This is a genomic window from Ruminococcus flavefaciens ND2009, assembly GCF_000621785.1.
GTDB classification, from domain to species: Bacteria; Bacillota; Clostridia; order Oscillospirales; family Ruminococcaceae; genus Ruminococcus; species Ruminococcus flavefaciens_C.
In genome coordinates this window covers 110,563-137,442 of record NZ_KK211347.1, presented here as the reverse complement: position 1 = coordinate 137,442, position 26,880 = coordinate 110,563, and the positions used below count along the sequence as shown (strand labels likewise).

Below are 26,880 nucleotides of genomic sequence, written 5' to 3'. Positions count from 1 at the left end.
TGTGAATTGATTATTACTTTTTAGGAAGTGAGCTTATTTTGTGAAGCAGATACTCCTGGATAGCCAGTGCATCATTGCTTGTAAGTCCCGCAACATCGGGGTCTACGTCGCCGTTCTTGCGGCCCTTTTCTGTGAGGTGCTTCTCATAAGTACCATTCAGACCGTACTTGTCGGGGTTAGCGATGGACTGCATTATGAGAACAGCATCTGCCAGCTCGACCTTGCTGTCGCAGTTAGTGTCTCCCCAAAGGATGTCATCAGTTGGGGCAGTAGTTGTGGTGGTAGTGGTGGTATCTGAGCTTGTTGTTGTGGTTGTTGTAGTAGTTGTTGAGGTCGTTGTGGTGGGATTACTCCCGGGAACTGTGTAGGGCTCGGGCTCAGTGCCGTCGGGCTCAACGCCCCATACGAGCTTGCCGTCAACATACATAGTGATATTCTTGTTCAGTGAGTCAGCCTTCTTGAGGTCTGTAGCCTTGCCGAGACCGCCCTTGTAGGACCAGTCATTGGTATAGTCCCACTTAACGCCCTTGCTGTCGGGGATAGAAACTCTGAACTGTACCTCGTCTCTGTGCTCGCTCTGACCTGTAGGCTGGATAGCTCTGCCGTCCTCGAACTTAACGAGAGCGTAGTAGGTATTGCCTGTGGGGTCTCCTTCATATTTATAAGGACCTGAAACTGTGCCGTAGCCCTGTTCGCCTGCGCTGTACTGCTGAGCCTTGCCCTCTACAGTAACATCGTCGATAGTGAGACCTGCGCTTACAAGCTCGGATATATCGAAGTAGTAGTGGTACTCAATATCTTTGGCAACTCTTGCAGGCCAAGCTGTATGGTTCATAGCCCATGCCTTGATCTCGCTGTAGCTGTCTGTATTTGCGTTTGCAATAGCTGCTACCTGCCACTCGTCCCATGTGGGAGTCTCTGTAGGCGGGAAGTCAGCTAAAGGTGATCCGCCGTGATCGTCGATCATAGCGCAGAGAGCTGCGGTATAACCTGCGTTGTAGTCGATAGCTACCTCGGTGTACTGGAAATCGGCTACCTTGTAGTTGCCGTAGTTGCCCTTGCTGTCAGGACCGCCGATGAGAGCGCCGTAGAGAGTATGAGCATACTCTGTCTGCCAGCCCTCGTTGCCGCCTGATGCCTGACCCAGCTCGTTCCAGTGGTCATCATGGATACCGGAAGTAGTTCTGTGGTGGATAGCCTTAGGCCACTCCTTGCCCATACCGAGAACATAGCTTATGCCCTCTTCGTTGTCGCCGAAGCAGTAATCCATCTGCTTTTCAGCCCATGTATTGTACTTTGACTCATATTCTGTGCCCTTGAGGATAGTGTCACACTCCAGCTTAGCCAGCCATGCAGTTGTTGTAGCATGACGGAGGCAGCCCCACTGGAACAGCCATGACAGTCCCTTGGGAGTGATGTTCTGGAATTTCTTCTCGCTGTCCTCGCCCATCCAGTACTTGATGTGGCGTGCGCAGTGGTCGATCCATTCCTGATCCTTTGTTATCTCAGCATAGAGGTAAGCAGCTGCCTGGGAAGTATCGTCCCAGCAGAGACCCCATGTGAACTTTCTTGATGTGGACTGCTCCTCCTTGGGGAAGTTGGGGATATAGTCCTTCTCTACCTTTTCAAGGTAGGACTTGTCGCCTGTAGCCTTGTAGAGCCACAGTGCAGCGAACATACAGTCATCGATCCACGACTCGGTCTTGTACATTCCGTTCATTCCGCCGATGTCCTTGCATGATCTGCTCTTGTCAGCGCCCTCAAAGAGGTCCTTTGCGTGCTTGAGATACTGATTTGCCTTTTCGGGATCGGTATCCTTGAATACGATATATCCCTCTGCCAGTGCAGCAGCCGAAAGACCTGCAACAGAAGCGTTGTCTATAACGTCATAGGGACGCTCCCAGTCGCCGTTGTTGAGGTGGTGCTTGCGGAGGTAGACCTCAGCGCTGCACCAGATGTTATGGTCTGTAGAGCCGCCTGTAAAGTCTCCGATAGTACCTACTACCTTACCGTCGCCCTGATCGCAGTTCATAACGTAATCAAGACCCCACTGGAGGTTGTTGCGGTAAAGCTCGCCCAGACCCGCCTTGTCGACAGCGTCCTTGTACTGGATATAGCCCCATGCCATCATGGAAGCCGAATAAGCGTTTGTAAGGCAGAACTTGAAGTGGTCGCCTGCGTCGAACCAGCCGCCGGGTACCTTGTCGGTCTCCTTGCCGTTCTCGTCCACCATTGAATCGGCACGCCATGTAACGTTGTTCCACTCGGGAAGTACGCCTGACTGCTGTACCTCATAGAAGAACATTGACTTCTGGAGTGCCTCTGCATAGTTGTACTTTGATTCTGCTGCTGAAACGTTACCCGTTGTGCCTGCGGGCATATATGCCAGCACGCCTGCCGACATAGCCAGAGCAGAAACTGCTGCTGTGAGCTTTTTTAAGATCATTTTTAATACCCCTCTCGTATTAAATATTTTTTCAGATACAGCCCTATGCCGTACCTATACACTTTAAATATACAATAAAACCTATGATTTGTCAAGTGAAAAACTGCATTTTTCACAAAAGGCTCTGCTGCACCGCAGCGGTACGGCACCGTCCTCCCGCTCCTCTATTGACTTTTAGTCGGTAAAAGTATATAATAATAATGTATACGCTCACGCAGGAAAGGACAGAATATCCTCGGAGGTGTATACCATGTCAGAACATACGGAAAAAGCTGTAAGCTCCGCAGAGGAGGCTGCCGACGAGGCAGAGATGATAAGGGAGACAGGTCAGTCTGTCTCACGGAACTCAAAGCATCTCATCCACTGCCTGACCGTCATCGGTCAGATAGAAGGACACTACGTCCTATCGGAGCAGAACAAGACCACCAAATACGAACACATTATCCCTGCCCTTGTGGCTATAGAGCAGGACAGGAGCGTTGAGGGGCTTCTCATTATCCTCAACACCGTGGGCGGCGACGTTGAAGCAGGTCTCGCCATTGCGGAGCTCATCGCAGGCATGAAGACTCCCACGGTGTCGCTGGTGGTGGGCGGAGGTCACTCCATAGGCGTCCCCCTTGCCGTCAGCGCAAAACGCTCATTTATAGTCCCCACGGCGTCAATGACTATCCACCCCGTCAGAATGAACGGCACAGTCCTGGGAGTCCCCCAGACCCTCTCCTACTTTGAGAAGATGCAGGACAGGATAGCCGGCTTCATCACACGCCACAGCCGTATCTCCGGTGAGGAGCTGAGAAGGCTCACCATGAACACGGAAGAGCTGGTGCTGGACGTGGGAACGGTGCTGGAGGGAGAAAGAGCCGTGGAGCTGGGGCTCATCGACAGTCTCGGAAGCCTCGGCGATGCAATGGACAGCCTTTACGGCATGATAGAGAATACAGAGAAAAGATATGCGGACTGACCGCAGCTGTGACCGCAAAGGGCGGCACAGTACATACACGGAACAAAATGGAGGCAGAAATGGCAGAAGCAAAGAAAAAAACGGGGAGCTCAAAGGCAAAAAAGCCCGAAACGCCCCGCAGAGAACCAGTAAAAAGCAGCGCTAAGAGCGCTCCGCAGAACGAGAGCAATCAGTTCTGGTCAATTCTTCTTTTCGCACTCGGCATACTCACGGCACTTATGGTGCTCATAAAGGGAAACAAGGGCTGGCTGGCGCTCCACAATCTTGTGCTGGGAGTTTTCGGCGTAGCAGCCTTCCTTATCCCCGTGATACTCATATATACCGCCGTAAAGCTGGGCACCGAGCAGAGCCGCAAGGACATCAGCGGCAGGACGGTCTGGTGCATAGCCATGATATTCCTGGCAAGCGCAGCCTACCAGATATTCGTGGTGGGACGCATTCCCGGCGGCACCTTCGCAGGACACTTCAAGATACTCTACGAGGAGGGCGCAAAGCTGAAAAGCGGCGGCGTGGCAAGCCTTGTCATAGCAGGTCCCCTGCTGAAATTCCTTGGCAGGACAGGCTCTATGATAATCGCCCTGGTGTTCTTTTTCGTCTTCGGTATGCTCCTTTCGGGACGGGGACTTGTGGACTTCTTAAAGCTCCTGGCAACTCCCTTCACCTTCATCGGCAGATGTGTCAACGGCATACAGAATATGCTTGTGGGCGGCGAATTCGTTGACGCCTTCGAGGACGACGACCTGGACGATGACAAGGAGAAAAAGGACTTCGACGCCGACCTTGAGGCTATCAGCATGACAAATCCCAGAAGATCCTCGCGGAGACCTTCTGAGAAGGCGGAGCAGCAGAAAAAGGCGGTGGAGGCTCTCCCTGACGGCTTCTTCATGGATATTCCCCTTCCCACCGACCACCTTATAGTACACGACAGCAGTGAGCCTACTCCCGAGGAGAAGGCAATAGATATAGACATTTACGAGCATGAGCCCCAGCCTGTACGCAACGCTCCCAAGCCTGAGCCCGTCATTATAGACGCCGAGGCGGAGACCGCTCCCGAGCCCGCAGACGAGGGACTTGAGCAGCTCATAAGCAAGGCTGCCGACGGCAAGCCCGATACTCCCGAAGAGGAGCTCCCCGTAGAGGAGGAAGAGCCCGAGGAGGTCAAGCCTATTTACATACTCCCCCCTATCGACATACTCACACGCCCCGAGGTGCGCTCAAACCGTGCGGAGGCTGTTGAGGAGATGCGCGAAAAGGCTGAGGTCATAAAGAACACCCTCTCCAGCTTCGGCGTTGAGGTCAAGATAAAGGACATCTTCCGCGGTCCCTCCATAACCCGTTATGAGATACAGCCGGGCCCCGGAATAAAGGTCTCGAAGATAAAGGGCCTTGAGGACGATATAGCCCTCAGCCTTGCGGCACAGGGCGTCCGTATCGAGGCTCCCGTCCCCGGCAAGGCAGCGGTGGGTATCGAGATACCCAACTCCACCAAGGACACGGTAACTCTCCGCGAGATAATCGCCTCTCCCGAGTTCAAGGAGTCAAAGAGCAAGCTGACCTTTGCAGTGGGCAAGGACATCACGGGCAACATTATCCTGGGCGACATCTCAAAGATGCCCCATGTCATCATCGCAGGTACTACGGGTTCGGGTAAGTCTGTCTGCACCCGTTCCATCATCATGAGCATACTCTACAACGCAACTCCCGACGAGGTAAAGCTCATACTCATCGACCCGAAAATAGTTGAATTCAAGATATTTGAGGACATTCCCCACCTGCTCATTCCCATAGTCACCGACTGTAAGCGCGCCGCAGGTGCCCTGAGCTGGGCGGTGAATGAAATGATGCGCAGATACAACATCTTCGCCGATGCAGGTGCCAACGACCTGAAGTCCTACAACGAGCTGGCAGAGGTGGACGGCGACCGTGACCCCATGCCTCAGGTAGTCATATTCATCGACGAGCTGGCTGATATGATGCTGGTTGCAGGCAAGGAGGTCGAGGACTACATCTGCCGTCTTGCACAGATGGGACGTGCCGCAGGTATGCACCTTGTAGTCGCTACACAGCGTCCTACCACGGACGTTATCACAGGTCTTATCAAAGCCAATATCCCCAGCCGTATCGCCCTTTCGGTAAAGTCCCAGATAGACTCCCGTACCATCATAGATATGGCAGGTGCGGACAAGCTCCTGGGCAACGGCGATATGCTGTATATGCCTATCGGTGCAGGCAAGCCCGTCCGTGTACAGGGCTGCTTCTCACCCAATGAGGACATTGCCGAGACGGTCCGCTACATAAAGGCGCAGGCAGAAGTCGCCTACGATCCCGAGATAACAGGTGCAGTTGACAGTTATTCCACTCAGTCAGGCGGAGACTCCGGCGGAAGCGACAGCGGCTCCCACTCCGGCGGAAACAGCGACGAGGATATAGTTGAGGCAGCCATAAAGGTAGCCGTGGAGGCAGGACAGCTTTCCACATCAATGCTCCAGAGAAAGCTGAAGCTGGGCTACGCAAGGGCTGCAAGAATAATGGACGAGCTGGAGGAGCGCGGAGTCATCGGCGCCAGCGAGGGTGCAAAGCCAAGAAAGGTTCTCATGTCGAAAATGCAGTACGACGAGTGGCGCCTGCGCAGAATGGACGAATAAGGCTCGTCCTTCACACAAGGAGAATACAGGAATGATAGAACATATCACAGATGCAGATACAAAAAGAGCAGTTGCAAGAAAGGTGCTGGAGGCTCTTCACGACTGGTTCGAGGTGGACGAGAGCCGCGAGAAGTACATCGCGGAAAGCGCAGGACAGACCTTCATCGCAGCCAAGGAAAACAATGAATATGTGGGCTTCCTCTGTCTCAAGGAGACAGGCAGGGAGACCGTGGAGCTGGCGGTAATGGGCGTCCTCAGGAACTTCCACCGCAGCGGTATCGGCAGGCAGCTTTTTGAAGAGGCAAAGAAAACAGCAAAAGCTCAGGGCTATGAGTTCATGCAGGTAAAGACCGTGAAAATGGGCGTGTATGAGGACTACGACAGGACCAACCGCTTCTACCTTGCCTGCGGCTTCAGGGAGCTTGAGGTCATAAACGAGATATGGGGCGACGATAACCCCTGCCAGATCTATGTGATGTCTCTGGCGTAAAGATCAGTTTTTCAGGGAGTGATATGATGTACGAAGGATTCCTTCCTACCACAAGAAAGGAAATGGACGAGCTGGGCATAGAGCAGTTCGATTTCATATACATTACGGGTGACGCCTACGTTGACCACCCCAGCTTCGGTGCGGCTATCGTTACCCGTCTTATCGAGAGCATGGGCTTCACCATAGGTATCATCTCCCAGCCCGACTGGCATACGGACAGGGACTTCCGCCGCTTCGGCGCACCAAAATACGCCTTTCTCGTCACCGCAGGCAATATCGACTCAATGGTGGCACATTACACCGCCGCCAAGAGAAAGCGCTCCGATGACGCATATACCGCAGGCGGTGTTGCAGGCAAGCGCCCCGACCGTGCGGTCATTGTCTACTGTCAGAAGCTACGCGAATACTTCGGCGACGTCCCCATAGCCATCGGCGGTCTGGAGGCTTCTCTCCGCCGCTTTGCACACTACGACTACTGGGACGATGCAGTCCGCCCCTCGGTGCTGGTGGACAGCGGCGCAGATCTGCTCATGTACGGCATGGGCGAGCACCAGATACAGGAGCTCTGCACCCGTATGGCAAAGGGAGAGAGCATTCACGATATGCACGATATCCGCGGCACCTGCTATCTTACAGAGCCCGTGAATACGCCTATTGGCGCGGCACAGTGCCCCTCATTCGAGCAGGTCAGGGACAGCAAGCCCGAGTACGCAAAGGCGGTAAAGATACAGTATGACTGGCAGGACGAGGTCTACGGAAAGACCATAATACAGCGCCACGGCAAGATGATGCTGGTGCAGCTGCCTCCTGCATACAGCCTTACCACAGAGGAGCTTGACCACATCTACTCCCTGCCCTACATGAGGGCTATCCACCCCTCTTATGAAGCTCTGGGGGGAGTCCCCGGAATAGAGGAGGTACGCTTCTCCATCACACACAACCGCGGCTGCTTCGGCTACTGCAACTTCTGCTCCATCGCCCTCCATCAGGGCAGACGCGTCACCGTCAGGAGCGAGGAGTCGGTACTGAAGGAAGCGGAGCGTATAACAAAAATGCCTGATTTCAAGGGCTACATACACGATGTAGGCGGTCCAACGGCGGACTTCCGCCGCCCCTCCTGCGACAAGCAGCTCACCAAGGGACTGTGCATGGGCAAGAAGTGCCTTGCTCCCACCCCCTGTCCCGCCCTTAAAGTAGACCACAGCGAATACCTTGCCATGCTCCGCAAGATACGCAAGGTCAAGGGCGTGAAAAAGGTCTTTATCCGCTCGGGAATACGTTACGACTACCTCATTGAGGACAAGGACGACGAGTTCATGAAGGAGCTGATAATGCACCATGTCAGCGGTCAGCTGAAAGTCGCTCCCGAGCACTGCTCGGCGGTGGTGCTGGACAAAATGGGCAAGCCCCACATCGAAGCCTACAAGCGCTTTCAGAAGCGATTTTACGAGATAACCAAGGGCATGGGCAAGGAGCAGTACCTCGTTCCCTACCTTATGTCCTCCCACCCGGGAAGCACTCTCAACGAGGCTATCGACCTGGCACTTTTCCTCAGGGACAACAAGATACGCCCCGAACAGGTGCAGGACTTCTACCCCACCCCGGGAACTATCTCCACGGCTATGTTCTACACGGAGCTTGACCCCTACACCATGGAGAAGGTCTACGTTCCGAAAACTCCCAAGGAAAAGGCTATGCAGCGAGCTCTGCTGCAATACTTCCGCCCTCAGAACAGGGAGATAGTGCTGGAGGCTCTCAAAACCGCAGGCAGGCGCGACCTCATAGGTTCGTCGCCGAAGTGTCTTGTGGCAGATGACTCCCGCGGAAAGAGCAATACTCCCCGAAAAGGCGGTGACAGGTCGTGGCAGGACACTTCAAGGACACGGAGAGCTTCGTCAAAGCCGCAGGAGAGAAATACAAGCTCTCAGCGCAGCAGAGGCAATACCTCAGGGAACTGGCAGAAGAGCGGCAAAAAGAGCGGTCAGAGCGGAAAAAGAAAGCACTGAAGACCATAGGGCTGCTCATAACAGCGGCTGTCCTGCTCATATTCTTAGGATACAGGCATTTCCGCAAGCCCGTCCACACCTTTCCCGCCGAGGACAGGCTGGTAATGCATTTCATAGACGCAGGTCAGGGGGACTGCACCTTCATCGCCGCCAACGGTGTCACCATGCTGGTGGACTGCGGCGAGGACGAGGTCTCCGACGACGTTATAACATATCTCACGGGACTTGGCGTGGGACGGCTGGACTATCTCATAGCCACTCATCCCCATTCCGACCACATGGGCGGTATGTACCGCATCATCGACACCTTCGACATCGGCGAGGTCATAGTGCCCCACGTCCCCGATGAGCAGATACCTGCGGCGCTTTTCTTTGAGCGCTTCCTCGACAGCTGCGAGAGCAGCGGCGTAACAGTCACGGAAGCGGAAACAGGCAGGATCATATCCATAGGCAGCGCAAGCGGCGAGATAGTCGCTCCCGACGGCAGCTTCCACGAAAACGTCAATGACTACTCCGTCAGCCTGTTCATCACTCACGGCGGGAACACTTTCCTGCTGACAGGAGACGCAGAAGCGGAGTCCGAGGCAGCAATGATAAACAGCGGCAGACTGGGAAAGACCTCTCTCTACAAGGCAGGTCACCACGGCAGCGCCTACTCCTCAACGGAGGAGCTGCTCAGCGTGATAAGGCCGCAGGTCGCGGTTATCTCCTGCGGAAGGGACAATCCCTACGGTCACCCTGCAAAGAGCACACTGAAACGTCTGAAGAAGTACACCTCACAGATATACCGCACCGACCTTAACGGCTCCATAGTTGTCTCGTCGGACGGCAGCAAGCTGACAGTCTCGGCAGAAAGGGGCACTTGATATGACAGTTGTGGACAGATTTGAGGGCGGATACGCCGTGCTTGAGACAGAAAACGGCACCGTCACCGTGCTGCGCAGTGCCCTCCCCGAGGGAGTCCGCGAGGGAGATGTGCTGACCGAAAGGGACGGACGCTTCACAGTTGATACAAGTACCACCGCTCAGCGGCGAAGCAGCCACGCAAGACGGCTCCGCAGGCTGACGGGCAAGGATAAAAGAGGAAAACAATGACCGATACTATTATAATAGGGGGCGGAGCAGCAGGCTGCTTTGCCGCCGTAAATGCAGCGCGCTTCGGCAAGACCGTGCTGCTCTTTGAGAAAAACGAAAAGCTTGGCAGAAAGCTGCGCATAACGGGCAAGGGACGGTGCAACGTCACCAACAACAGTCCCACGGACGAGCATATGAAGAATATCCCCGTCAATCCCCGTTTCATGTACAGCTCTTTCGCAGGCTTCGACGCGGAATGTACCATGAACTTCTTCGAGGAGCTGGGGGTGCCCCTGAAAACAGAGCGGGGCAACAGGGTGTTCCCTGTCAGCGACAATGCCAACGACATCGCCGACGCCCTTGCACATGAAATGAAGAAGCTGGGCGTAAAGGTCATCAACAAAAGGGTGACAAAGATACTCACCGAGGACGGCGCTGTATGCGGCGTAAAGGCAGGGGGCGAGGAATACCGCTCATCTGCAGTGCTCATCGCCTGCGGCGGAAAGTCCTACCCTGCAACGGGCTCCACAGGCGACGGCTACTCCCTTGCGGAGGCTCTGGGACACACGGTGACGGAGCTTAAACCCTCGCTGGTGCCCCTCACCTCTCCCGACAAGTTCTGCGCGGAGATGATGGGACTCTCCCTTCGCAATGTGACCGTAAAGCTCATGGAGGGCGAAAAGTGCATATACAGCGAAATGGGCGAGATGCTGTTCACTCATTTCGGCGTCTCGGGACCACTTGTGCTCAGCGCAAGCTCCCATATACGAAATATGGCGCCCAACAGGTACAGGCTCCTCATCGACCTGAAACCCGCACTGACCCCCGAGCAGCTTGACGCAAGGATACAGCGTGATTTCGCGGAGAACCTCAACAGAGACTTCCAGAACGGTATCCGCAAGCTCCTGCCTGCAAAGCTGATACCCGTGGCGGTAAGGCTGTCGGGGATAGCTCCCGGGCAGAAGATAAACGGCATTACCAAGGAACAGAGACACAGCTTCGGTGAGCTGATAAAGTCCTTCCCCGTAAGGATCTCGGGCTTCAGACCTATCGACGAGGCTATTATCACCAGCGGCGGTATCTCCACCAGGGAGATAGACCCGAAAACTATGGAGTCAAAGCTGGTACGCGGTCTCTACTTCGCAGGCGAGGTCATCGACGTGGACGCATATACAGGCGGATTCAATCTACAGATAGCATTCTCAACTGCCTACACAGCGGCAGTGAATATGTAATATTAATTATAGCAAAGGAAATGGTAAATCACATGGGGTGTTTAGGTAATCTTTTATGGCTTATTTTCGGCGGATTTCTCAGCGGACTGAGCTGGCTGTTATTCGGACTTCTCTGGTGTATCACCATCGTGGGTATCCCCGTAGGAGTGCAGTGCTTCAAAATGGCAAAGCTCTCATTCTGTCCCTTCGGCAAGGAGGTAATATACTGCGGCGGTCCCGTAAGTCTGCTGGTGAATATACTCTGGCTCATATTCGGCGGAATCGAAATGGCAATGGAATTCGCCGTTTTCGGAGTGCTGCTCTGTATCTCAATTGTAGGTATCCCCTTCGGATTGCAGATGTTCAAGCTGGCAAAGCTGGCGCTCATGCCCTTCGGCGCAGAAGTGCACAAACATAAAGCGGCGCAATGAAAAAGGAACTTTCGCGGATAGTATTCCGCTATGTATTTGAGTTCACAGCCGCAGGCTTTGCAGGCTGGCTCTATGAGGTGGCGACGGTGTGGGTAATGTATCATTACTTTGAGAACCGCGGTATGCTCCACCTCCCCATCGTGCCCATATACGCAGTGGGAGCCTTTATACTCCTCGCCCTGCTGAGAAAAAAGCGGAACCCCGTGTTCATCTTCTTTTTTGCCATGGCGGTGACCACTGTATTCGAGATAGGTGCCTCCTATCTGCTGGAATTCATCTTCCATGAGGAGTTCTGGACCTATGAGAACTGGTACTTCTCCATACTCGACAGGTCAAGTCTTATATCCAGTGCCATATTCGGCATACTTGCCGTGGGGTACTTCTATCTGCTCCACCCTCTTTCGGGAAAGCTCAGCGAGAAGCTCCCAAAGGGAGTATGCGCAGCCGCCGCAGCGATAATGTCTGCGGTGATACTGGGAGATATGGCAATATCCTTCTCCCAGCACCTTAAAAACTGACAATAAGGGCTTCTGCCCATGATAAAGGAGTCATCTGTATGAAAACTATCAACATCGCTATCGACGGACCTGCCGGCGCAGGCAAGAGCACCATCGCAAAGATGGTATCAAAGGAGCTTGGCTACATCTATGTGGACACAGGCGCACTCTACCGCACTATCGCTCTCTACATCACCGAGAACGATATTGCTGACGAGGACATCGAGGCTTCACTCGGAAAGGCTCAGGTGTCGCTGAAGTTCATCGACGGCGCACAGAGAGTGTTCCTGGGAGACAGGGACGTTTCCGACCTTATCCGCACTCCCGAGATCTCCATGGCTGCTTCAAGGACATCGGCTATACCTGCGGTAAGAGCCTATCTCTTCGAGACTCAGCAGAAAATAGCCCGCGAAAACAATATCATCATGGACGGCAGAGACATCGGCACCGTTGTTCTCCCCAACGCAGATGTGAAGATATACCTGACAGCCTCCGCTGAGGAGCGCGCTAACCGCCGCTTCAAGGAGCTGTCCGAAAAGCCTGACTGCCCCACATATCAGGAGATACTGGACGACATCATCAAGCGAGACTATCAGGATATGCACCGCGAGATAGCTCCCCTGAAGCAGGCTGAGGACGCTGTCCTTGTGGACACCACAGAGCTGAACTTAGAGGAGTCCGCAGCTGCTATCATAAAGATAATAAACGAGAAGACAGGCTGACAGGGCAGTTTTCCTGATCAAAAACAATTACTGAGGTGAGACAGATATGTATTATGTTATAAAGGCACTGGTTAGGCTCTACTTCCGCATAATGTACAAGCTGCGCTATGAGGGCAGGGAGAATATCCCCAAGGATACCACTGTCATCTACGCCTGCAACCACCGCTCATATGCCGACCCTCCACTTCTGGGAACAGGTGCAAGAGGAAAATATGCCTTCATGGCAAAGGAGGAGCTCTTCAAAAACAAGCTCTTCGCATGGCTCATCCGCTCTCTGGGAGCCTTCCCCGTTGCCCGCGGCAAGGGCGATACAAGTGTCATCGACACCGCCGTTGAAAGGCTGCAAAACGGCAGGAGCCTTATGATTTTCCCCGAGGGTACACGCTCAAAGGACGGAAAGGTGGGCAAAAAGGGACACACAGGTGCAGCCCTTATCGCTGCCCGCTCCGGCAAGCCCATTATCCCCGTAGGTATATGCTACGGCGAAAAGCTGAAGTTCCGCACTCCCCTCACCGTCAAGTACGGCGTGCCCATTGACCCTGCGGAATACTGCGAGATATGCGACGCTCCCAATCCCCGTCAGCTTGTAAAGCTGAAAAACCGATATATGGCGGACATAAAGCTGCTGGTAGAGGGCGAGCCCGAGCCTGCGCTTACCGATAATGCAAAGGAGGCGGAAGCTGATGAGTAAAGTCACCGTTGCCAAGTCAGCAGGCTTCTGCTTCGGCGTTGACCGCGCCGTGAAGATGGTCTACGGCGAGCTTGAAAAGAATACCAACGTCGCCACACTGGGTCCTATCATACATAACCAGGACGTCGTCAACGATATGCAGGCAAAGGGCGCCAGGATAGTGAACTCAGTTGAGGAGCTCCGCCCCGATGAGACCGTGGTCATCCGCTCCCATGGCGTGGGACGTGAAATCTACCGTCAGATAGAAGCCAAGGGTAACAAAATGCTGGACGCCACCTGCCCCTTCGTCTCACGTATACATAAGATAGTGGCAGAAAAGACTGCTGAGGGCTATTTTATCCTCATCGCAGGAGACCGCGACCACCCCGAGGTACAGGGTATCGTTGGTCATTGTGACGAAAATTACCTTGTTTTTAAGGATAACTTTGAGCTAAAAGCCTTTTTTGAAAAAAATTATAAAAATTTGCGAAAAAAGCTTGCAATTGTGGCGCAAACGACGTATAATATAGTAGTATGGGGTGAGTGTTTAAACGTGATCCCGAAGGACGATCCCGATATCGTTATTTATGATACTATATGCAACGCTACCGACGCGCGTCAGTCAGACGCAGCCGAGCTCGCCAAGAACTCGGACATCATGCTCGTTGTCGGAGGCAGACACAGCTCTAACACCGTCAAGCTATATGAGGTGTGCAGCCGTTTCTGTAAAACGTATCATATCGAGAATTCGGACGAGCTTCGGACCTTAAAGCTCCCGATTGCCAATAAGATCGGCATAACTGCCGGGGCATCGACCCCCGCCTATATAATCAAGGAGGTACAAACCAAAATGGCAGAAAATGAAATTCTTGCAGCTAATCAGGATGAGGAGATCGATTTTGCTCAGGCTCTCGATGAATCATTCAAAAAAATACATACAGGAGAGAAAGTTAAAGGCACAGTTATCGCCGTAAACAATACAGAAGTTATCGTAGACCTCGGTACTAAGCACACAGGCTACGTTGCTCTTGACGACCTTACAGACGATCCTTCAAAGAAGCCTTCAGACATCGTAAGCGTTGGCGATGAGATCGATCTTGTTGTTATCAAGGTAAACGATGCAGAGGGTACAGCTGCTCTCTCTAAGAGAAAGGTCGACGAGCAGGCTGGTTACGAGAAGATCGTAAAGGCTCAGCAGGAAGGCACAGTTCTCGAGGGCGTTGTTCAGAGCGTTGTTAACAAGGGCGTTACTCTCACTGTTATGGGCGTAAGAGTATTTATCCCCGCTTCACTCACAGGTCTCCCCAGAGGCGCAGAGCTTGACCAGCTTCTCAAGAAGAAGGTAGAGTTCATCGTTATCGAGGTTTCCGAGGGCGGCAGAAAGAGAGCAGTAGGCTCAATCAAGGCTGTTCAGAACGCTAAGAAGGAAGAAGCTAAGGCAAGATTCTGGGAGACAGCTGAGGTAGGCAAGACCTACACAGGCAAGGTTAAGTCTCTCACAAGCTTCGGTGCATTCGTTGATCTCGGCGGCATCGACGGCATGGTACATATCTCAGAGCTCTCATGGAAGAGGATCAAGCACCCCAGCGAGGTCGTTAATGTTGGCGATACTCTTGAGGTTTACATCAAGGACCTCGACAAGGAAGCAAACAGAATTTCTCTCGGCTTCAAGAAGGCTGAGGACAATCCCTGGGAGATCTTCAAGGCTAATTACAAGGTTGGCGATGTAGTTAAGGCTACTATCGTTTCTATCACAAGCTTCGGTGCATTCGCACAGATCATCGACGGCGTTGACGGTCTTATCCACATCTCACAGATCGCTGACCAGAAGGTAGAGAATGTCAAGGACGTTCTTTCCGTTGGCGACGAGGTCGACGTTAAGATCATCGACATTGATCCCGAGTCCAAGAGGATCAGCATCTCAATGCGTGCTCTTCTTGAGGACGCTGATGAGGAAGAGGCTCCCGCTGAGGAGGAAACTCCCGCAGAGGACGCTGAATAATCAGTAAACACACAGGGCTGCACAGTTGTGCAGCCCTTGTTTTATGTATTATACACATGAAAAAAGCTGCTCATTTCTGAGCAGCTTTTTACTTACAATGAATATATTTTGTGGAGCAGATACTCCTGTATCATAAGTGCGTCATTGGAGGTAAGGCCCTCGATAGACTTGTCCACGTCGCCGTTCCGCTTGCCTTCTTCGGTAAGGCACTTCTCATAGCTTCCGCCTATGCCGTACTTGTCGGGATTTGCAATGGACTGCATTATGAGCACTGCATCTGCCAGCTCAACCTTGCCGTCGCAGTTGGTATCGCCTGCAAGCACTGTCTGTACAGGAGCAGTGGTAGTAGTTGTCGTTGTTGTCGTGGTAGTCGTCGTTGTCGTAGTTGTCGTAGTTGTTGTAACTGCGGGAGTCTCTGCCACGAATGCCGTGTAGTTCATGCAGGCACCGCTCATGCCGTTGGTGCCGAGAGTGAGAGCCTCACCTGCCTTGATCTCCTTTGCGTAAACATCAAAGGGTCTGATCTCCTCACTGTCGTTGATCTCCACAACATCGCCTGTTCTTGTGAAGCTTCCCAGCCATGAGGGAGGTGTGGTCACTCTGCGGTCAAGCGCCACATAGACCGTTATGTCTTTTGCAGCTGTTATTACTGCCAGATCGGAGTCTGTGTTCTTGGAGTTGCAGGCTGTGATGATGTGCTCTCCGCCGCTTATTGCAGCAGGAACAGAAGCGATAACGTGTTCGCGGTCGCCGAATGCCTTGTCGCCAACGCCGAAGCTCTCAGCGATAGACCACTGTGCGCCGTAGCTTGCGTCCTTTATGTCAAGACGAGCGATAAGTGTGCTCTTCATGGGCTGGTCGATGACAACGGGCTCACCGCCCTGTGATACTGAGCCTGCATTGTAAGCCTTGTTCTGCATACGTCCTGCGTAAGCCATTACCTCAGCCTTTGCAGCGTCTGCGGACTGAACATTGTAGCTTCCGTAGATCTTTGAAGAGTCGGTATCGAAGTTGTCATAGCCGTCTCCGCCTGATTTCAGGTTATTTATATAAGCCTTGTCATTGCGGGAGTTCACTATCTGGTATGCAAGACCGCTGCCCATATCACAGCCGTCGAACTTATCACCGTAGGATTTGATAGTTCCCGAATAAGCATCGCTGCCCATATTTACAGCGTCAAGCGGCAGGTAGGTATTCTGATAGTAATTAGCCTCTGAGAACACCTTTGAATTATAGGAGGCGCCTATTCCGTACTGCTTGTTGTTGTAGAAGTAGTTGTTGTAGCTGTGGATATGTGCGTTTCTCGCACGGGGATTACGGGACTCGGTATTGTTGAACCAGTTGTGGTGGTAGGTTATCCAGTCCTGCATATGGCTTGTGCCGCCGCCTACAAGAGAGGTCTTGTGACAGTCCTGGAACACGTTGTAGGAAACTGTAACATACTCTGTCCACTTTATATCCAGTGAGCCGTCACCGTCAGCCTTGTCGGCATCAACAGTGCCGTTGCCTGCGTAGGCGTTGTAGCCCTTCTCGATGGTGTTGTTGTGTATCCACATATGCAGGGACTTGTTATCTGAGCTTCCCGACATGGACACGCCGTCATCGGGGTACTTGCCCAGCCACAGGTTGCGGACCTCGCAGCCCTTGCTGCGCTTCATCTCGAAGCCCCACTGATTGAGGTTCGCATCGTAGCCGATACCCTCGATAGTTACGTTCTCTGCGTTCTGGAGATAGAGCATAGATGAACCGTCGTTCTGCTTGCCGTCGTTAGCCTTGGCACCCGAGGGAACGTCAATGTCGCCGATGATGCGGAATACCACGTTCTTGGGCTTGCCGCTGTAGAAGATATTGTAAAGACCCGTCTGACCGCCGTAGGTTATGGAGTCCTTATTGGAGTTGGTAACATAGATGACTGTTGCTCCCGACCTGAGAGTACCGTCGCTGTTGTAAGCGCCCACGCCGTCGGAGGTGTTCCAGTGAGCATAGCCGCTGCGGTCGAATGCCATTGTCTTGACCGTGCAGGAGGCTGAGCCGTTGGAGCCTGTCAGGCTGATATTGTACTCGGTATTACCCTTGAGTCCGGGAATATCGACTCTTGTACCGCGTATGAGCTGAGAGTCAACTGCGGTATAGTCGGAGCTGCCTGCCTGAGCGTAGCTCACCTTGACATTGCTGCCCAGCTTTGAGCTGTCGAACTCCACGAAGGCTTCCTCGAACCAGCCGCCGCAGAGCTTTATAGCTCCGTCCACATTGCCGGAGGGCTGCTGACCGCTGCTGCCGGAGCCGTCAAGGAATGTGGGAGTCCAGTTGTTGAGGTAGTTCTTGATATTGATGTTTGCAGCGTCGCTGTCAGAGACGGTATGTCCCTTGCGCTGCGAGAGGTCCACCTTCTGACCGTTTGTGAGCCTTGTGCCGTTCTCCTTGAAGCCGTCAACGGTCTCGGGCTGAACGCCGCTCATTGAGTACCAGCCTGCCGGGGTTATCATATTGCCGTTCTGGAGAGTAGTATTCACGAACAGCACCTTTGCGCTCTGAGCCCAGGGACGTCCCAGATAGCCTGCAACTACCGTGAGGTCAGGGTTTGCAGTTACCTTGCAGTCCTTGAAAAGATAGCCTGTGTAGGGGCTGCCCTGCTCTCTTGCGGCAGTGATGTAGCCGCCTACCGAGCCGCTGCTGTAGCCCTTCCAGCGGAGCTCGCAGTTATCGAAAACAGCATTGCTTCCGCCGAAGATATAGTCGGTCTGACCCTCGATGAGACAGTTCTTATAGTACTGGGGAGAGCCGCCTGTGTAGAGAGTATCCTGGCTTGACAGGAACTTGCAGTTCAGGAACTCCGCATAGCCTGTGTCCACGGAGAGAGCTGCCGCACGCTCCGTATAAGCCTTTGACTTTACGTCAACGCCGTTGTATCGCTGGACCTTGAGGGTCTCATTGGTACACTCAACGCCGTCTGCCAGCTCCTCCTGAGTGATGTAGCGGTTGAAGGAATTCTCAAAGACGATGTTCTCGGCTTTGAAATATGTAGCCTTCGGCCAGAGCTGTACGGTAGCGCCCCAGCGGTAGTTGGAAACGTTCTTGCCGCTCTTTGAGGCTGCAAGATTGCCGTCGTAATAGCCCTTGGAGTTGGCGCTGTAGTACTTATAGCCGATACCATAGTACCAGGTGAGCACAACGTCGCCCTTTGAGGGCTCGTCATTTACGAATGAGACATAGGGTGTCTGGACGATGACCTGCTGACGGTAGGTACCGGGAGCAATGTGAATGGTCACGCGGTTCTGCTCCGATGAGGGGCTGAGGGTCGCAGCCTTGTCAACAGCCGCCTGAACTGTTGAGAAGTTGTTGCTCTTGCCCGGATAGCCTACATAGAGGTCTGTTCCCGCAGCCGCAGCTCTCAGTGTCGGGAACACCGAAAGTGCCGCAAAAAAGACCGCAAGGGCAGAGACAAGAGCCAGAAGCTGCAAGGTAATCTTTTCTGTTCTGGTTTTCATGTTTTTACTCCTTTTTAATTCGCCGCAGTCCGCTGCCTAAGGCGGAACTGCCTGAAAATAGCGGTGTAACGCCTGGGCTCCCCACAGGGAAAGAGAAGCCGCGGAATATACACCTATACATCATAATTATATCATGCTTTTCCGTATTTGTAAATATAAACCTGTTTTTGCGGTAATATTTGTGGATTTGTACAATGGCAGTTCCTTCCCTTTAGCTATATTTCAGAAATACGCTCATCATTTAATCCACGGCTTAAAATAGCGGAATAAAAAAGATTTTGAGGCAGTTATTGACAATGTTCACCAAAATGGTATAATTATAATGGAATAGTATTTCTGTAATAACAACTATGGAGGAGAATCTTATGAAATTTGACAGCACAGAACAGTGGAAAAGCAAGGTCAAGCGCGTAATCATCTCACAGGAGGAGATACGTGCCCGTCTTAAAGAAGCAGGAGCCTATATCGACTCGATCTACGACGGCTCGCCCATACTGCTGGTGAGCATTCTCAAGGGCGCATTCGTCTTCATGGCAGACCTGTGCCGCGAGGTGACAGTCCCCTGCGAGATAGAGTTTATGGCGGCAAAGAGCTATTTTGAGGGGACTCAGTCATCGGGGCACGTTGAGATAACCATGGACCTCAAGCACGACATCAGCGACTATCACGTCATCATCGTGGAGGACATAATCGACACGGGACGAACCCTCAACGAGATACTCAAGATACTGAGAGTCAGAGAGCCGCGCTCCCTGAGAGTCATCACCCTCCTGGACAAGCCCGACCGCCGCGTGGTGGAGCTGAATGCGGACCTTTCCCTGTTCACCATACCCGATTACTTTGTTATCGGCTACGGTCTGGACTACGGCGAATTCTACAGAAATCTCCCATATATAGCTGAATTCGAGGAATGAGGTGCAGAAATGTTTGAGAAGATATTCAAACTCAAGGAACGCAATACCAATGTAAAAACCGAAATAGCCGCCGGTCTCACCACCTTCATGACCATGGCTTATATTCTGGCAGTAAACCCCAATGTGCTCTCCACAACAGGCATGGACCCCACTGCGGTGCTCCTTGCTACCTGTATAGCCTCATTTATAGGCACAGCCTGTATGGCTTTTATGGCAAACCTTCCCTTCGCCCTCTCCGCAGGAATGGGACTCAACGCCTACATGGCGTACACGGTCTGCGGAAACCTGGGCTATTCATGGCAGGTGGCTCTGCTGGCGGTATTCATCGAGGGTATCGTTTTCATAATCCTGTCGCTGACAAAGGTCAGGGAAGCCATTTTTGACGCTATACCACTCTCCCTGAAACGAGCGGTGTCCGTTGGTATCGGTCTGTTCATTGCCTTTATCGGACTCCAGAATGCAGGACTTGCCGTTGACTCGGCTACTCTTGTACAGCTCACCAACTTCCGCGAGAATATCCACACCACGGGTATATGTGCTATCCTGGCAGTTGTTGGACTGCTTATAATGGCTATCCTCTACATCAAAAAGATAAAGGGCTCTATCCTCATCGGTATCTTTGCCACATGGATACTGGGCATAATCTGCGAGCTGACGGGCATATACGTTCCCGACCCCGACGCAGGCGTGTTCACACTTATCCCCTCCTTCCGCATGACCGACTTCACAAAGCTGGGCGATACCTTCGGACAGTGCTTCAATGTGGACTTCGACTCGGTGGGAATATTCAACTTCATCGTGGTCATATTCTCATTCCTCTTCGTTGACCTCTTCGACACTCTCGGAACCCTCATAGGCGTAAGCACCAAGGCTGGACTTCTCGACAAGGAAGGCAAGCTCCCCGCTATCAGACCCGCCCTTATGGCAGACGCAGTAGCTACTACAGCAGGCGCTGTTCTGGGAACCTCAACTACTACTACTTTCGTTGAGTCCTCAGCAGGAGCTGCCGCCGGCGGAAGAACAGGTCTCACAGCTCTTACCACCGCAGTTCTCTTCCTTCTCTCTATGCTGCTGGCACCTATCTTCATCGCTATCCCCGCATTCGCAACCGCACCTGCACTGATACTGGTAGGATTCCTTATGTTCAGCACAGTTTCCGAGATAAAGGTGGACGAGAAGAACTACACCTCAGCTATCCCTGCATATCTCTGTGTTATAGCAATGCCCCTGTTCTACAGCATATCGGAGGGTATCTCCATCGGAGTCATCTCCTATGTAGTCATTAACCTGGTATGCGGCAAGCGCAAGGAGATAAATCCCATAATGTACATTCTGGCTGTATTGTTCATACTGAAATATATCTTCCTGTAAGGAAAAAGTATCACATAAAAATGCCCCGAAGCATTTCAAAGTGCTTCGGGGCTGAATTTATATGTGTAGGGGACGCCTCCCAACAGGAGCCGCGACCCTCTGTCCTTCGGACATCTCCCTGTACTACAGGAAGTCGCCCTCGGCGTCCCGAAAATTTGGCGTTGTAGGGGCGAACAGCTATGGGCTAACGGCTTAAAATCAATGCCGCCCATTTTCTTAGCGACATTTCACGCTATATCTGCGAGTGTTGTCAACGCTTAAACCCATTTTTGAACTCCTTTTTCACGATGAGAAGCTCCTCTTTTTCCACACAGCGGCGTCCCTCAAAGCCCAGTCTGACGATATAGGGCATAAAATCGATAAGGCGAAGGAAGTCATCCAACCCGAAGCTGTTATCGTAGTAGTGGAGGATAGTACTGAGCGCTGTGCCGTGGGTGCCGAGGATAATGCTCTCACCCTCGTGGCTGTCCAGAACATCATTTACCGCGGCGATATTTCTGTCCATAACGGACTGAAGGCACTCGCCATCGCTCTCGGAAAAGCTCAGGTCAGCCCAGCGTCTGCGGAACATATCCATATTATTGCTGTCCTTGCCGTTCATTCTCTCGCGCAGCCTTTCATCGGTGTCGATAGTGAGCCCGTGGTCCTCCGCAGCCTGCTTTATGGTGTCATAGCTGCGCTTGTATGGGCTTGAAATGGCGTAGTCAAGGTGAATGTCCTTCATGGTGCGGACTACCTCCGCAGTGTCGCGAAGTCCCTCCTCCGTAAGGGGACGGACCACCGTATCTGCGCAGGAATACTGAGGCTGTGCGTGGCGCACAAAGTATATATTTGTCATTAAAGTCTCTCCCTGAAGTCAGAATAGCCGAAGCGGCGGAGCTCTTCAAAGCTGCCGTCCTTTTTCAGCAGCAGTATATGGGGCAGGGGCATACCGTTGAAGGTGTTGTTCTTCACCATGGAGTATATCGCCATGTCGCCGAAGACCAGCCTGTCGCCGATATGGAGCTCCTCATCGAAGGAATACTCCCCTATTACGTCGCCTGCGAGACAGGTCTGGGAGCCGAGGCGGTAGCTGAACTGCTTCACGCCGCTCTCTCCCGAGCCTACAAGGGGCGGACAGTAGGGCATTTCCAGTACATCGGGCATATGGCAGGCAGCAGAGGTGTCAAGGATAGCGATGGGCATATCGTTTTTGATAATGTCCAGCACCTCGGTGACCAGCCAGCCTGCATTGAGGGCTATAGCCTCGCCGGGCTCCAGAAAGACCTCCAGCCCGTACTTCTCCTGCATACGGCGGATACACTTCTCCAGTCTCGGTATATCGTAGTCGGCACGGGTGATATGATGACCGCCGCCGAAGTTTATCCACTCCATTTTCGGGAGTATGTCCCCGAACCTCTCCTCGATGGCGTCGAGAGTGGTCTCAAGGTCATCGGAGTTCTGCTCGCAGAGAGTGTGGAAATGCAGACCCGTAACGCCCTCAAGGTCGTCCTCGCGGAAGTTCTCCCGTGTGATACCCAGCCTTGATTTTGGCGAGCAGGGGTCGTATATCTCGTGTCCCTCCTGAGTGGAGCACTGAGGATTTATGCGGAGACCTATCTTCTTCCCTGCCGAAAGTACGCGGTCACGGTACCTGTCCAGCTGAGTGAAGGAGTTGAAGATGATATGGCCGCAGTACGAGATTATCTCGTCTATCTCGCTCTCGCGGTAGGCAGCGGAAAAAACGTGATTTTCCTTGCCCATCTCCTCATAGCCCAGCCTTGCCTCATAGAGACCGCTGCAAGCTGTTCCCGAAAGGTACTCCCCAATGAGGGGATAGAGGTGATAGCAGGAAAAAGCCTTCTGAGCAAGGAGTATCTTTGCGCCTGTGCGCTGCGACACTCCGCGGAGTATCTCCAGATTACGGATAAGCGCCGACTCATCCACTATGTAGCAGGGAGTCGGCACTTTTTTAACATCAAACATTTTACTTTACGTCTGCAAGGAAGTCGTTCATTGTGATCTGAACTCTGGGTGAACCGTCCTCGGCAGGATCTATCATCTCCACCTTCTCCATGACAATGGGAGAATCGGGTGCGGATACCTCGTTGTCTCCACCCATTGAGCGGGGAACCTTGAGGAAGTCATCAACGACCTCCATACCCTCTGTTACCTTGCCGAATGCAGCATAGTTGCCGTCAAGGAAGGTGCAGTCGTCTGTGTAGCAGATGAAGAACTGGCTGGACGCACTGTCGGGGTCCATGCTTCTTGCCATGGAGATAACTCCGCGGGTATGTGAGAGGGGGTTCTCAACGCCGTTGCTGGAGAATTCGCCCTTTATGGTCTTGTCGCTGCCGCCCATGCCTGTGCCCTCGGGGTCGCCGCCCTGAGCCATGAAGTCATCAACAACACGGTGGAAGGTAAGTCCGTCATAGAAGCCGCTCTTTACCAGATTCTCGAAGTTCTCGCAGGTAATGGGAGCTGCCTTTGTGTCCAGTTCGATAATGATAGTATTGCCGGACGCACTGCCTGCTGCCTTGGTCGCCTCAGTCTTGTCCGAGCCGTTTGTTGCAGCGTCCTTGCCGCAGCCCACCAGCATGAGCATTGTTGTTGCAGCAGCTACAGCCGCTGTCTTCTTTAAAGCCTCGAAAAAATTCATATTTATTCCTCCTGATTTCTATTCAGTGCCGGCGAATGCCAGCCTTCTGACTATTTTAAGCCCTGTAAGTGAAAATCCTATGACAGCTCCGAAAAAATTCAGTATAAAATCATCAATGTCGCAGCTTCCCCGCATGGTGAGAAACTGCAAAAGCTCCACAGCTATGATGACCGCTGCCGCAGTAATGGTGAAATTACGGAATCTGCGCTGCTTTTTCCATATAGCAGGGAAAAATATCCCCGCAGGCAGGAAAACCGCCAGATTGCCCCAGATATTCACCAGGGAGATGTCCCCGTAGACCGAATCATCGCGGCGGTAATATCCTGCGAACTCCGCAATGGTCCTGAAGGGGACAAAATTGGTATTATACCGGAAATACTCTCTGTATGTGAGATGATCCCACATACTTATCCTCATGAAAAAGAGCAGATAGAGAGCGGCGATGACGTAGACTCCGAAAAGTATATATATCGCCGCTCTGCCTATACGATCTATGCTTTTTCCCATCAGTCAACGAGAGTGGGATTGAAGTCCTCCTCCCAGGGAAGTCCCCACTTGTTGAGAGCCTCCATGAAGGGATCGGGATCGAACTCCTCGATGTTGTAGACGCCTGCCTTCTTCCAGGTTCCTGTCATTATCATCATAGCGCCGATCATAGCGGGAACGCCTGTGGTATAGGAGATAGCCTGTGAGCCGACCTCCTTGTAGCACTCCTGATGATCGCAGATGTTGTAGAGGTAGTAGTTCTTGTCCTTGCCGTCCTTCTTGCCGCGGAAGATACAGCCGATGTTGGTCTTGCCCACTGTTCTCGGACCCAGTGAAGCAGGATCGGGAAGAACTGCCTTCAGGAACTGGAGTGGAACTATCTCCCTGCCCTCATACATGATAGGCTCGATAGATGTCATGCCCACGTCCTCAAGGCACTTGAGGTGTGTGAGATAGCTCTGACCGAAGGTCATGAAGAAGCGGATACGCTTGATACCCTTGATGTTAAGCGCAAGTGACTCAAGCTCCTCATGGTGGAGGAGGTACATATCCTTCTCGCCTACGCCCTTGAAGTTGTAAACGCGCTTGATCTCCATGGGCTCTGTCTCTACCCACTTGCCGTCCTCGATGTAGCTTCCCTTAGCGGATACCTCGCGGATATTGATCTCGGGGTTGAAGTTGGTAGCGAAGGGATAACCGTGGTCGCCGCCGTTGCAGTCCAGAATGTCAATATAGTTTATCTCGTCGAACTCATGCTTCATGGCATAAGCGGAGAAAACGCCTGTAACACCGGGGTCAAAGCCGCTTCCCAGGAGGGCTGTTATGCCTGCCTTCTCGAACCTCTCGCGGTAAGCCCACTGCCACTTGTACTCAAACTTTGCAGTGTCAAGGGGCTCATAGTTTGCAGTGTCAACATAGTGTGTCTTTGTAGCCAGACAAGCGTCCATGATAGTCAGATCCTGGTAAGGGAGCGCCAGATTGAGCACTACGTCGGGCTTATAGCTGTTGATAAGAGCAACGAGCTCGTCAACATTGTCAGCGTTGACCTGAGCGGTCTCGATGACTGTCTTTGTAGTAGGCTGGAGCTTCTCCTTCAGCGCGTCGCACTTTGACTTTGTGCGGCTTGCGATCATTATGCCCTCAAACACCTCGCTGTTCTGACAGCACTTGTGGATAGCAACGGAAGCAACTCCTCCGCAGCCGATGATCATACATTTTCCCATTTTTTATTCCTCCGTATCTTTAATATATTATTGTCCTTTTTTATATGACAGATAGAATCCCATCATTATCAATGCGCTTGAAGCAATAAAGCACACAATGGTTATGACCTTGTGTATGGTCTCCCTGGGGAACCATATTCTATCGGGCTTGTCGGGGTCTATGAATAGCGTGACCTGCTGTCCTTCGCTCAGTTTTATAAACCAGGAGCTGAAATTGCTTTTTACTCTGTAGTCCACGCCTTCATACCTGTATGTGAAGACGGGATAATAAGTGCGCCCTGAGTCAGAGTCGTTATTGGGTATCAGCTCTGCAACCGTCGCCTCTACCTCTTCGCTGCACTTCAGTCTCTTTATTATCATACCAAGAAGATACAGCACTCCAATTACAACAAATGCACCCATTATGATAACAGCAACCATCAGATTCACAGCTTTTCGCCCCCTTATCTGTTAAGCTATATATTCAAAGGCTCATTCCCCCGTGCCCTGCCGTTTATCTCAGCATAAGTTTCATAGGCGTATAGGAAGAAGACGCCTTCTCAAAGCCCAGCTTCTTATAGAGCAGGTAGCCGTCCTTGGTGGCTTTAAGCTCGATGTAGTCAAGCTCCATGGTCTTTGCGTCCGCGATAAGGAGCTCCATGAGAGCAGTGGCGATACCCTGTCTGCGCTTGCTCGCCTCGGTATAGACGTTGAGCACCGTTCCCACACGTCCGTTGGGAAAGTTGGGATTTGGCGGCATCTCCCTCACTGTCAGGAAGGCTGAGCCTATTATCTTTCCCTCGTCCTCAGCCAGGTATGCGAAGAAGTCGCAGTTAAGGTGGTCGGCGTAGTATCTTGGAAGCCTTGCATTTATCCTTGCTGCCTCAGCGTCAGTCATAAAGGGAAAATCCTCGCGGAGGTACTTCATTCGTATTTCCGCAAGTCCCGAAACATTCTGTGCTCTGAAAATATTCATATATATCAACCTCTGTAGTCGTCATTGGAGTCGTAATCCTCCTGCGGAGAAGAAGTATAAACTGTTTCTGTTTTTTTGTTTTTGCTGATGCGTATCAGAACGATAACGATAATGATCACCACCAGCAGCATGATCACAGGGAATATCATCACCATAAGGAATACTCCCGTAATGCTCCTGCTCGCCTTATTGAATACAGTTTTTGAATTGAAGGCAGGGTCTGTCATTCTTCCGGGGAAGTGCGAGGAGATCCTTATCTCCACCTTCTGTCCCTCATCGTATTTCTTATCCGCTGAGCTTACTCCCGCAGGAACGCGATAGGTATTTCCGTTGAATTCATACTCATACACGGGAGTATAGAACGTGGTGCCGTCCTCATCGTGGCGGACCATATTCTCGGTTATCACCGCAGTGATAACTGTATCATAGTTGTTGTCATCAACATTCATGGAGTCGTCAGCCAGCTTTTTCACAGTAAGAAACGGTATAGCGGCAAAAGCAACGATACCGAATATGATAATTACTCCGACAATTATCAGAGCTGTCAGAACGCTTTTTTGCTTTCTGTTTCCATTTTCCATAAATATCATCTCTTTCCTTCGAACCTTAACTGCCTCGGCGCCTGATGTATATTCAGCCGCCTGCTA

Annotated in this window: 24 protein-coding genes; 14 read left to right on the top strand and 10 right to left on the bottom strand. The window is 52.3% G+C overall.

Going from position 1 to position 26,880, the window contains the following annotated elements:
- Positions 1-13: 13 nt before the first annotated feature.
- Positions 14-2,446 (bottom strand): glycoside hydrolase family 9 protein, encoded by a 2,433-nt coding sequence (locus T488_RS0110990; protein ID WP_028520846.1) that lies wholly within the window; start codon positions 2,444-2,446, stop codon positions 14-16.
- A gap of 250 nt (positions 2,447-2,696) precedes the next feature.
- On the opposite strand from T488_RS0110990, the gene T488_RS0110985 reads away from it, so the two are divergent.
- The 12 genes from T488_RS0110985 to T488_RS0110930 all read left to right on the top strand — a co-directional run bounded on the left by T488_RS0110985 (position 2,697) and on the right by T488_RS0110930 (position 15,158).
- A complete protein-coding gene (locus T488_RS0110985) occupies positions 2,697-3,407 on the top strand; it encodes a ClpP family protease (RefSeq protein ID WP_028520845.1) in 711 nt (236 codons plus the stop codon).
- Between the two features lie 59 nt (positions 3,408-3,466).
- Entirely contained in the window at positions 3,467-6,052 is a 2,586-nt protein-coding gene (locus T488_RS0110980) for an FtsK/SpoIIIE family DNA translocase (RefSeq protein WP_037297978.1), read from the top strand.
- 31 nt (positions 6,053-6,083) lie between these two features.
- Complete coding sequence (locus tag T488_RS0110975; RefSeq protein ID WP_028520843.1) at positions 6,084-6,542, top strand: GNAT family N-acetyltransferase; 459 nt, start codon at positions 6,084-6,086, stop codon at positions 6,540-6,542.
- A 26-nt stretch (positions 6,543-6,568) separates the two neighbouring features.
- Complete coding sequence (locus T488_RS17695; protein ID WP_082320502.1) at positions 6,569-8,548, top strand: YgiQ family radical SAM protein; 1,980 nt, start codon at positions 6,569-6,571, stop codon at positions 8,546-8,548.
- A gap of 104 nt (positions 8,549-8,652) precedes the next feature.
- On the top strand, positions 8,653-9,414 hold the full coding sequence (locus T488_RS20120) for a ComEC/Rec2 family competence protein (protein ID WP_051536426.1): 762 nt from the start codon (positions 8,653-8,655) through the stop codon (positions 9,412-9,414).
- A 1-nt stretch (position 9,415) separates the two neighbouring features.
- Positions 9,416-9,643 (top strand): DUF3006 domain-containing protein, encoded by a 228-nt coding sequence (locus T488_RS0110960; protein ID WP_028520841.1) that lies wholly within the window; start codon positions 9,416-9,418, stop codon positions 9,641-9,643.
- On the top strand, positions 9,640-10,857 hold the full coding sequence (locus T488_RS0110955; RefSeq protein WP_028520840.1) for an NAD(P)/FAD-dependent oxidoreductase: 1,218 nt from the start codon (positions 9,640-9,642) through the stop codon (positions 10,855-10,857). The genes T488_RS0110960 and T488_RS0110955 overlap by 4 nt, the downstream gene beginning before the upstream one ends.
- 32 nt (positions 10,858-10,889) lie before the next feature.
- Positions 10,890-11,267: a YccF domain-containing protein gene (locus T488_RS0110950; RefSeq protein WP_028520839.1), complete on the top strand. Its 378-nt coding sequence runs from the start codon at positions 10,890-10,892 to the stop codon at positions 11,265-11,267.
- Positions 11,264-11,785 (top strand): putative ABC transporter permease, encoded by a 522-nt coding sequence (locus T488_RS0110945; RefSeq protein ID WP_028520838.1) that lies wholly within the window; start codon positions 11,264-11,266, stop codon positions 11,783-11,785. The genes T488_RS0110950 and T488_RS0110945 overlap by 4 nt, the downstream gene beginning before the upstream one ends.
- Positions 11,786-11,823: 38 nt before the next feature.
- Positions 11,824-12,486 (top strand): (d)CMP kinase, encoded by a 663-nt coding sequence (gene cmk / locus T488_RS0110940; protein ID WP_028520837.1) that lies wholly within the window; start codon positions 11,824-11,826, stop codon positions 12,484-12,486.
- Positions 12,487-12,532: 46 nt separating this feature from the next.
- Positions 12,533-13,177 carry a lysophospholipid acyltransferase family protein gene (locus tag T488_RS0110935; RefSeq protein WP_028520836.1) on the top strand — a complete coding sequence of 215 codons (645 nt, stop codon included), beginning with the start codon at positions 12,533-12,535 and terminating at the stop codon, positions 13,175-13,177.
- Complete coding sequence (locus T488_RS0110930; protein ID WP_028520835.1) at positions 13,170-15,158, top strand: bifunctional 4-hydroxy-3-methylbut-2-enyl diphosphate reductase/30S ribosomal protein S1; 1,989 nt, start codon at positions 13,170-13,172, stop codon at positions 15,156-15,158. Before T488_RS0110935 ends, T488_RS0110930 begins: the two co-directional genes overlap by 8 nt.
- A 92-nt stretch (positions 15,159-15,250) precedes the next feature.
- On the opposite strand, the gene T488_RS0110925 is transcribed toward T488_RS0110930, so the two are convergent.
- Positions 15,251-18,646 carry a pectinesterase family protein gene (locus tag T488_RS0110925; RefSeq protein ID WP_028520834.1) on the bottom strand — a complete coding sequence of 1,132 codons (3,396 nt, stop codon included), beginning with the start codon at positions 18,644-18,646 and terminating at the stop codon, positions 15,251-15,253.
- A gap of 365 nt (positions 18,647-19,011) precedes the next feature.
- Between T488_RS0110925 and hpt the strand changes: the two genes are divergently transcribed.
- On the top strand, positions 19,012-19,560 hold the full coding sequence (gene hpt / locus T488_RS0110920; protein ID WP_028520833.1) for a hypoxanthine phosphoribosyltransferase: 549 nt from the start codon (positions 19,012-19,014) through the stop codon (positions 19,558-19,560).
- Between the two features lie 9 nt (positions 19,561-19,569).
- Positions 19,570-20,931, top strand: coding sequence for an NCS2 family permease (locus tag T488_RS0110915; RefSeq protein ID WP_028520832.1), 1,362 nt, complete (start codon positions 19,570-19,572; stop codon positions 20,929-20,931).
- Between the two features lie 250 nt (positions 20,932-21,181).
- On the opposite strand, the gene T488_RS0110910 is transcribed toward T488_RS0110915, so the two are convergent.
- The 8 genes from T488_RS0110910 to T488_RS0110875 form a co-directional block, all read right to left on the bottom strand.
- The gene (locus tag T488_RS0110910) at positions 21,182-21,769 is read right to left on the bottom strand and encodes a histidine phosphatase family protein (RefSeq protein WP_028520831.1); all 588 of its coding nucleotides are present in this window, start codon (positions 21,767-21,769) and stop codon (positions 21,182-21,184) included.
- The gene (gene nspC, locus T488_RS0110905; RefSeq protein ID WP_028520830.1) at positions 21,769-22,896 is read right to left on the bottom strand and encodes a carboxynorspermidine decarboxylase; all 1,128 of its coding nucleotides are present in this window, start codon (positions 22,894-22,896) and stop codon (positions 21,769-21,771) included. Before nspC ends, T488_RS0110910 begins: the two co-directional genes overlap by 1 nt.
- Position 22,897: 1 nt before the next feature.
- Entirely contained in the window at positions 22,898-23,569 is a 672-nt protein-coding gene (locus T488_RS0110900; RefSeq protein WP_037297974.1) for a peptidylprolyl isomerase, read from the bottom strand.
- Positions 23,570-23,587: 18 nt separating this feature from the next.
- A complete protein-coding gene (locus T488_RS0110895; RefSeq protein ID WP_028520828.1) occupies positions 23,588-24,076 on the bottom strand; it encodes a VanZ family protein in 489 nt (162 codons plus the stop codon).
- On the bottom strand, positions 24,076-25,278 hold the full coding sequence (locus T488_RS0110890; RefSeq protein WP_028520827.1) for a saccharopine dehydrogenase family protein: 1,203 nt from the start codon (positions 25,276-25,278) through the stop codon (positions 24,076-24,078). The genes T488_RS0110895 and T488_RS0110890 overlap by 1 nt, the downstream gene beginning before the upstream one ends.
- Positions 25,279-25,305: 27 nt before the next feature.
- The gene (locus T488_RS0110885; protein WP_242838345.1) at positions 25,306-25,698 is read right to left on the bottom strand and encodes a DUF3592 domain-containing protein; all 393 of its coding nucleotides are present in this window, start codon (positions 25,696-25,698) and stop codon (positions 25,306-25,308) included.
- A 73-nt stretch (positions 25,699-25,771) separates the two neighbouring features.
- Positions 25,772-26,233: a GNAT family N-acetyltransferase gene (locus T488_RS18840; protein ID WP_155267201.1), complete on the bottom strand. Its 462-nt coding sequence runs from the start codon at positions 26,231-26,233 to the stop codon at positions 25,772-25,774.
- 5 nt (positions 26,234-26,238) lie between these two features.
- Entirely contained in the window at positions 26,239-26,814 is a 576-nt protein-coding gene (locus T488_RS0110875; protein WP_028520825.1) for a DUF3592 domain-containing protein, read from the bottom strand.
- Between the last annotated feature and the right edge of the window lie 66 nt (positions 26,815-26,880).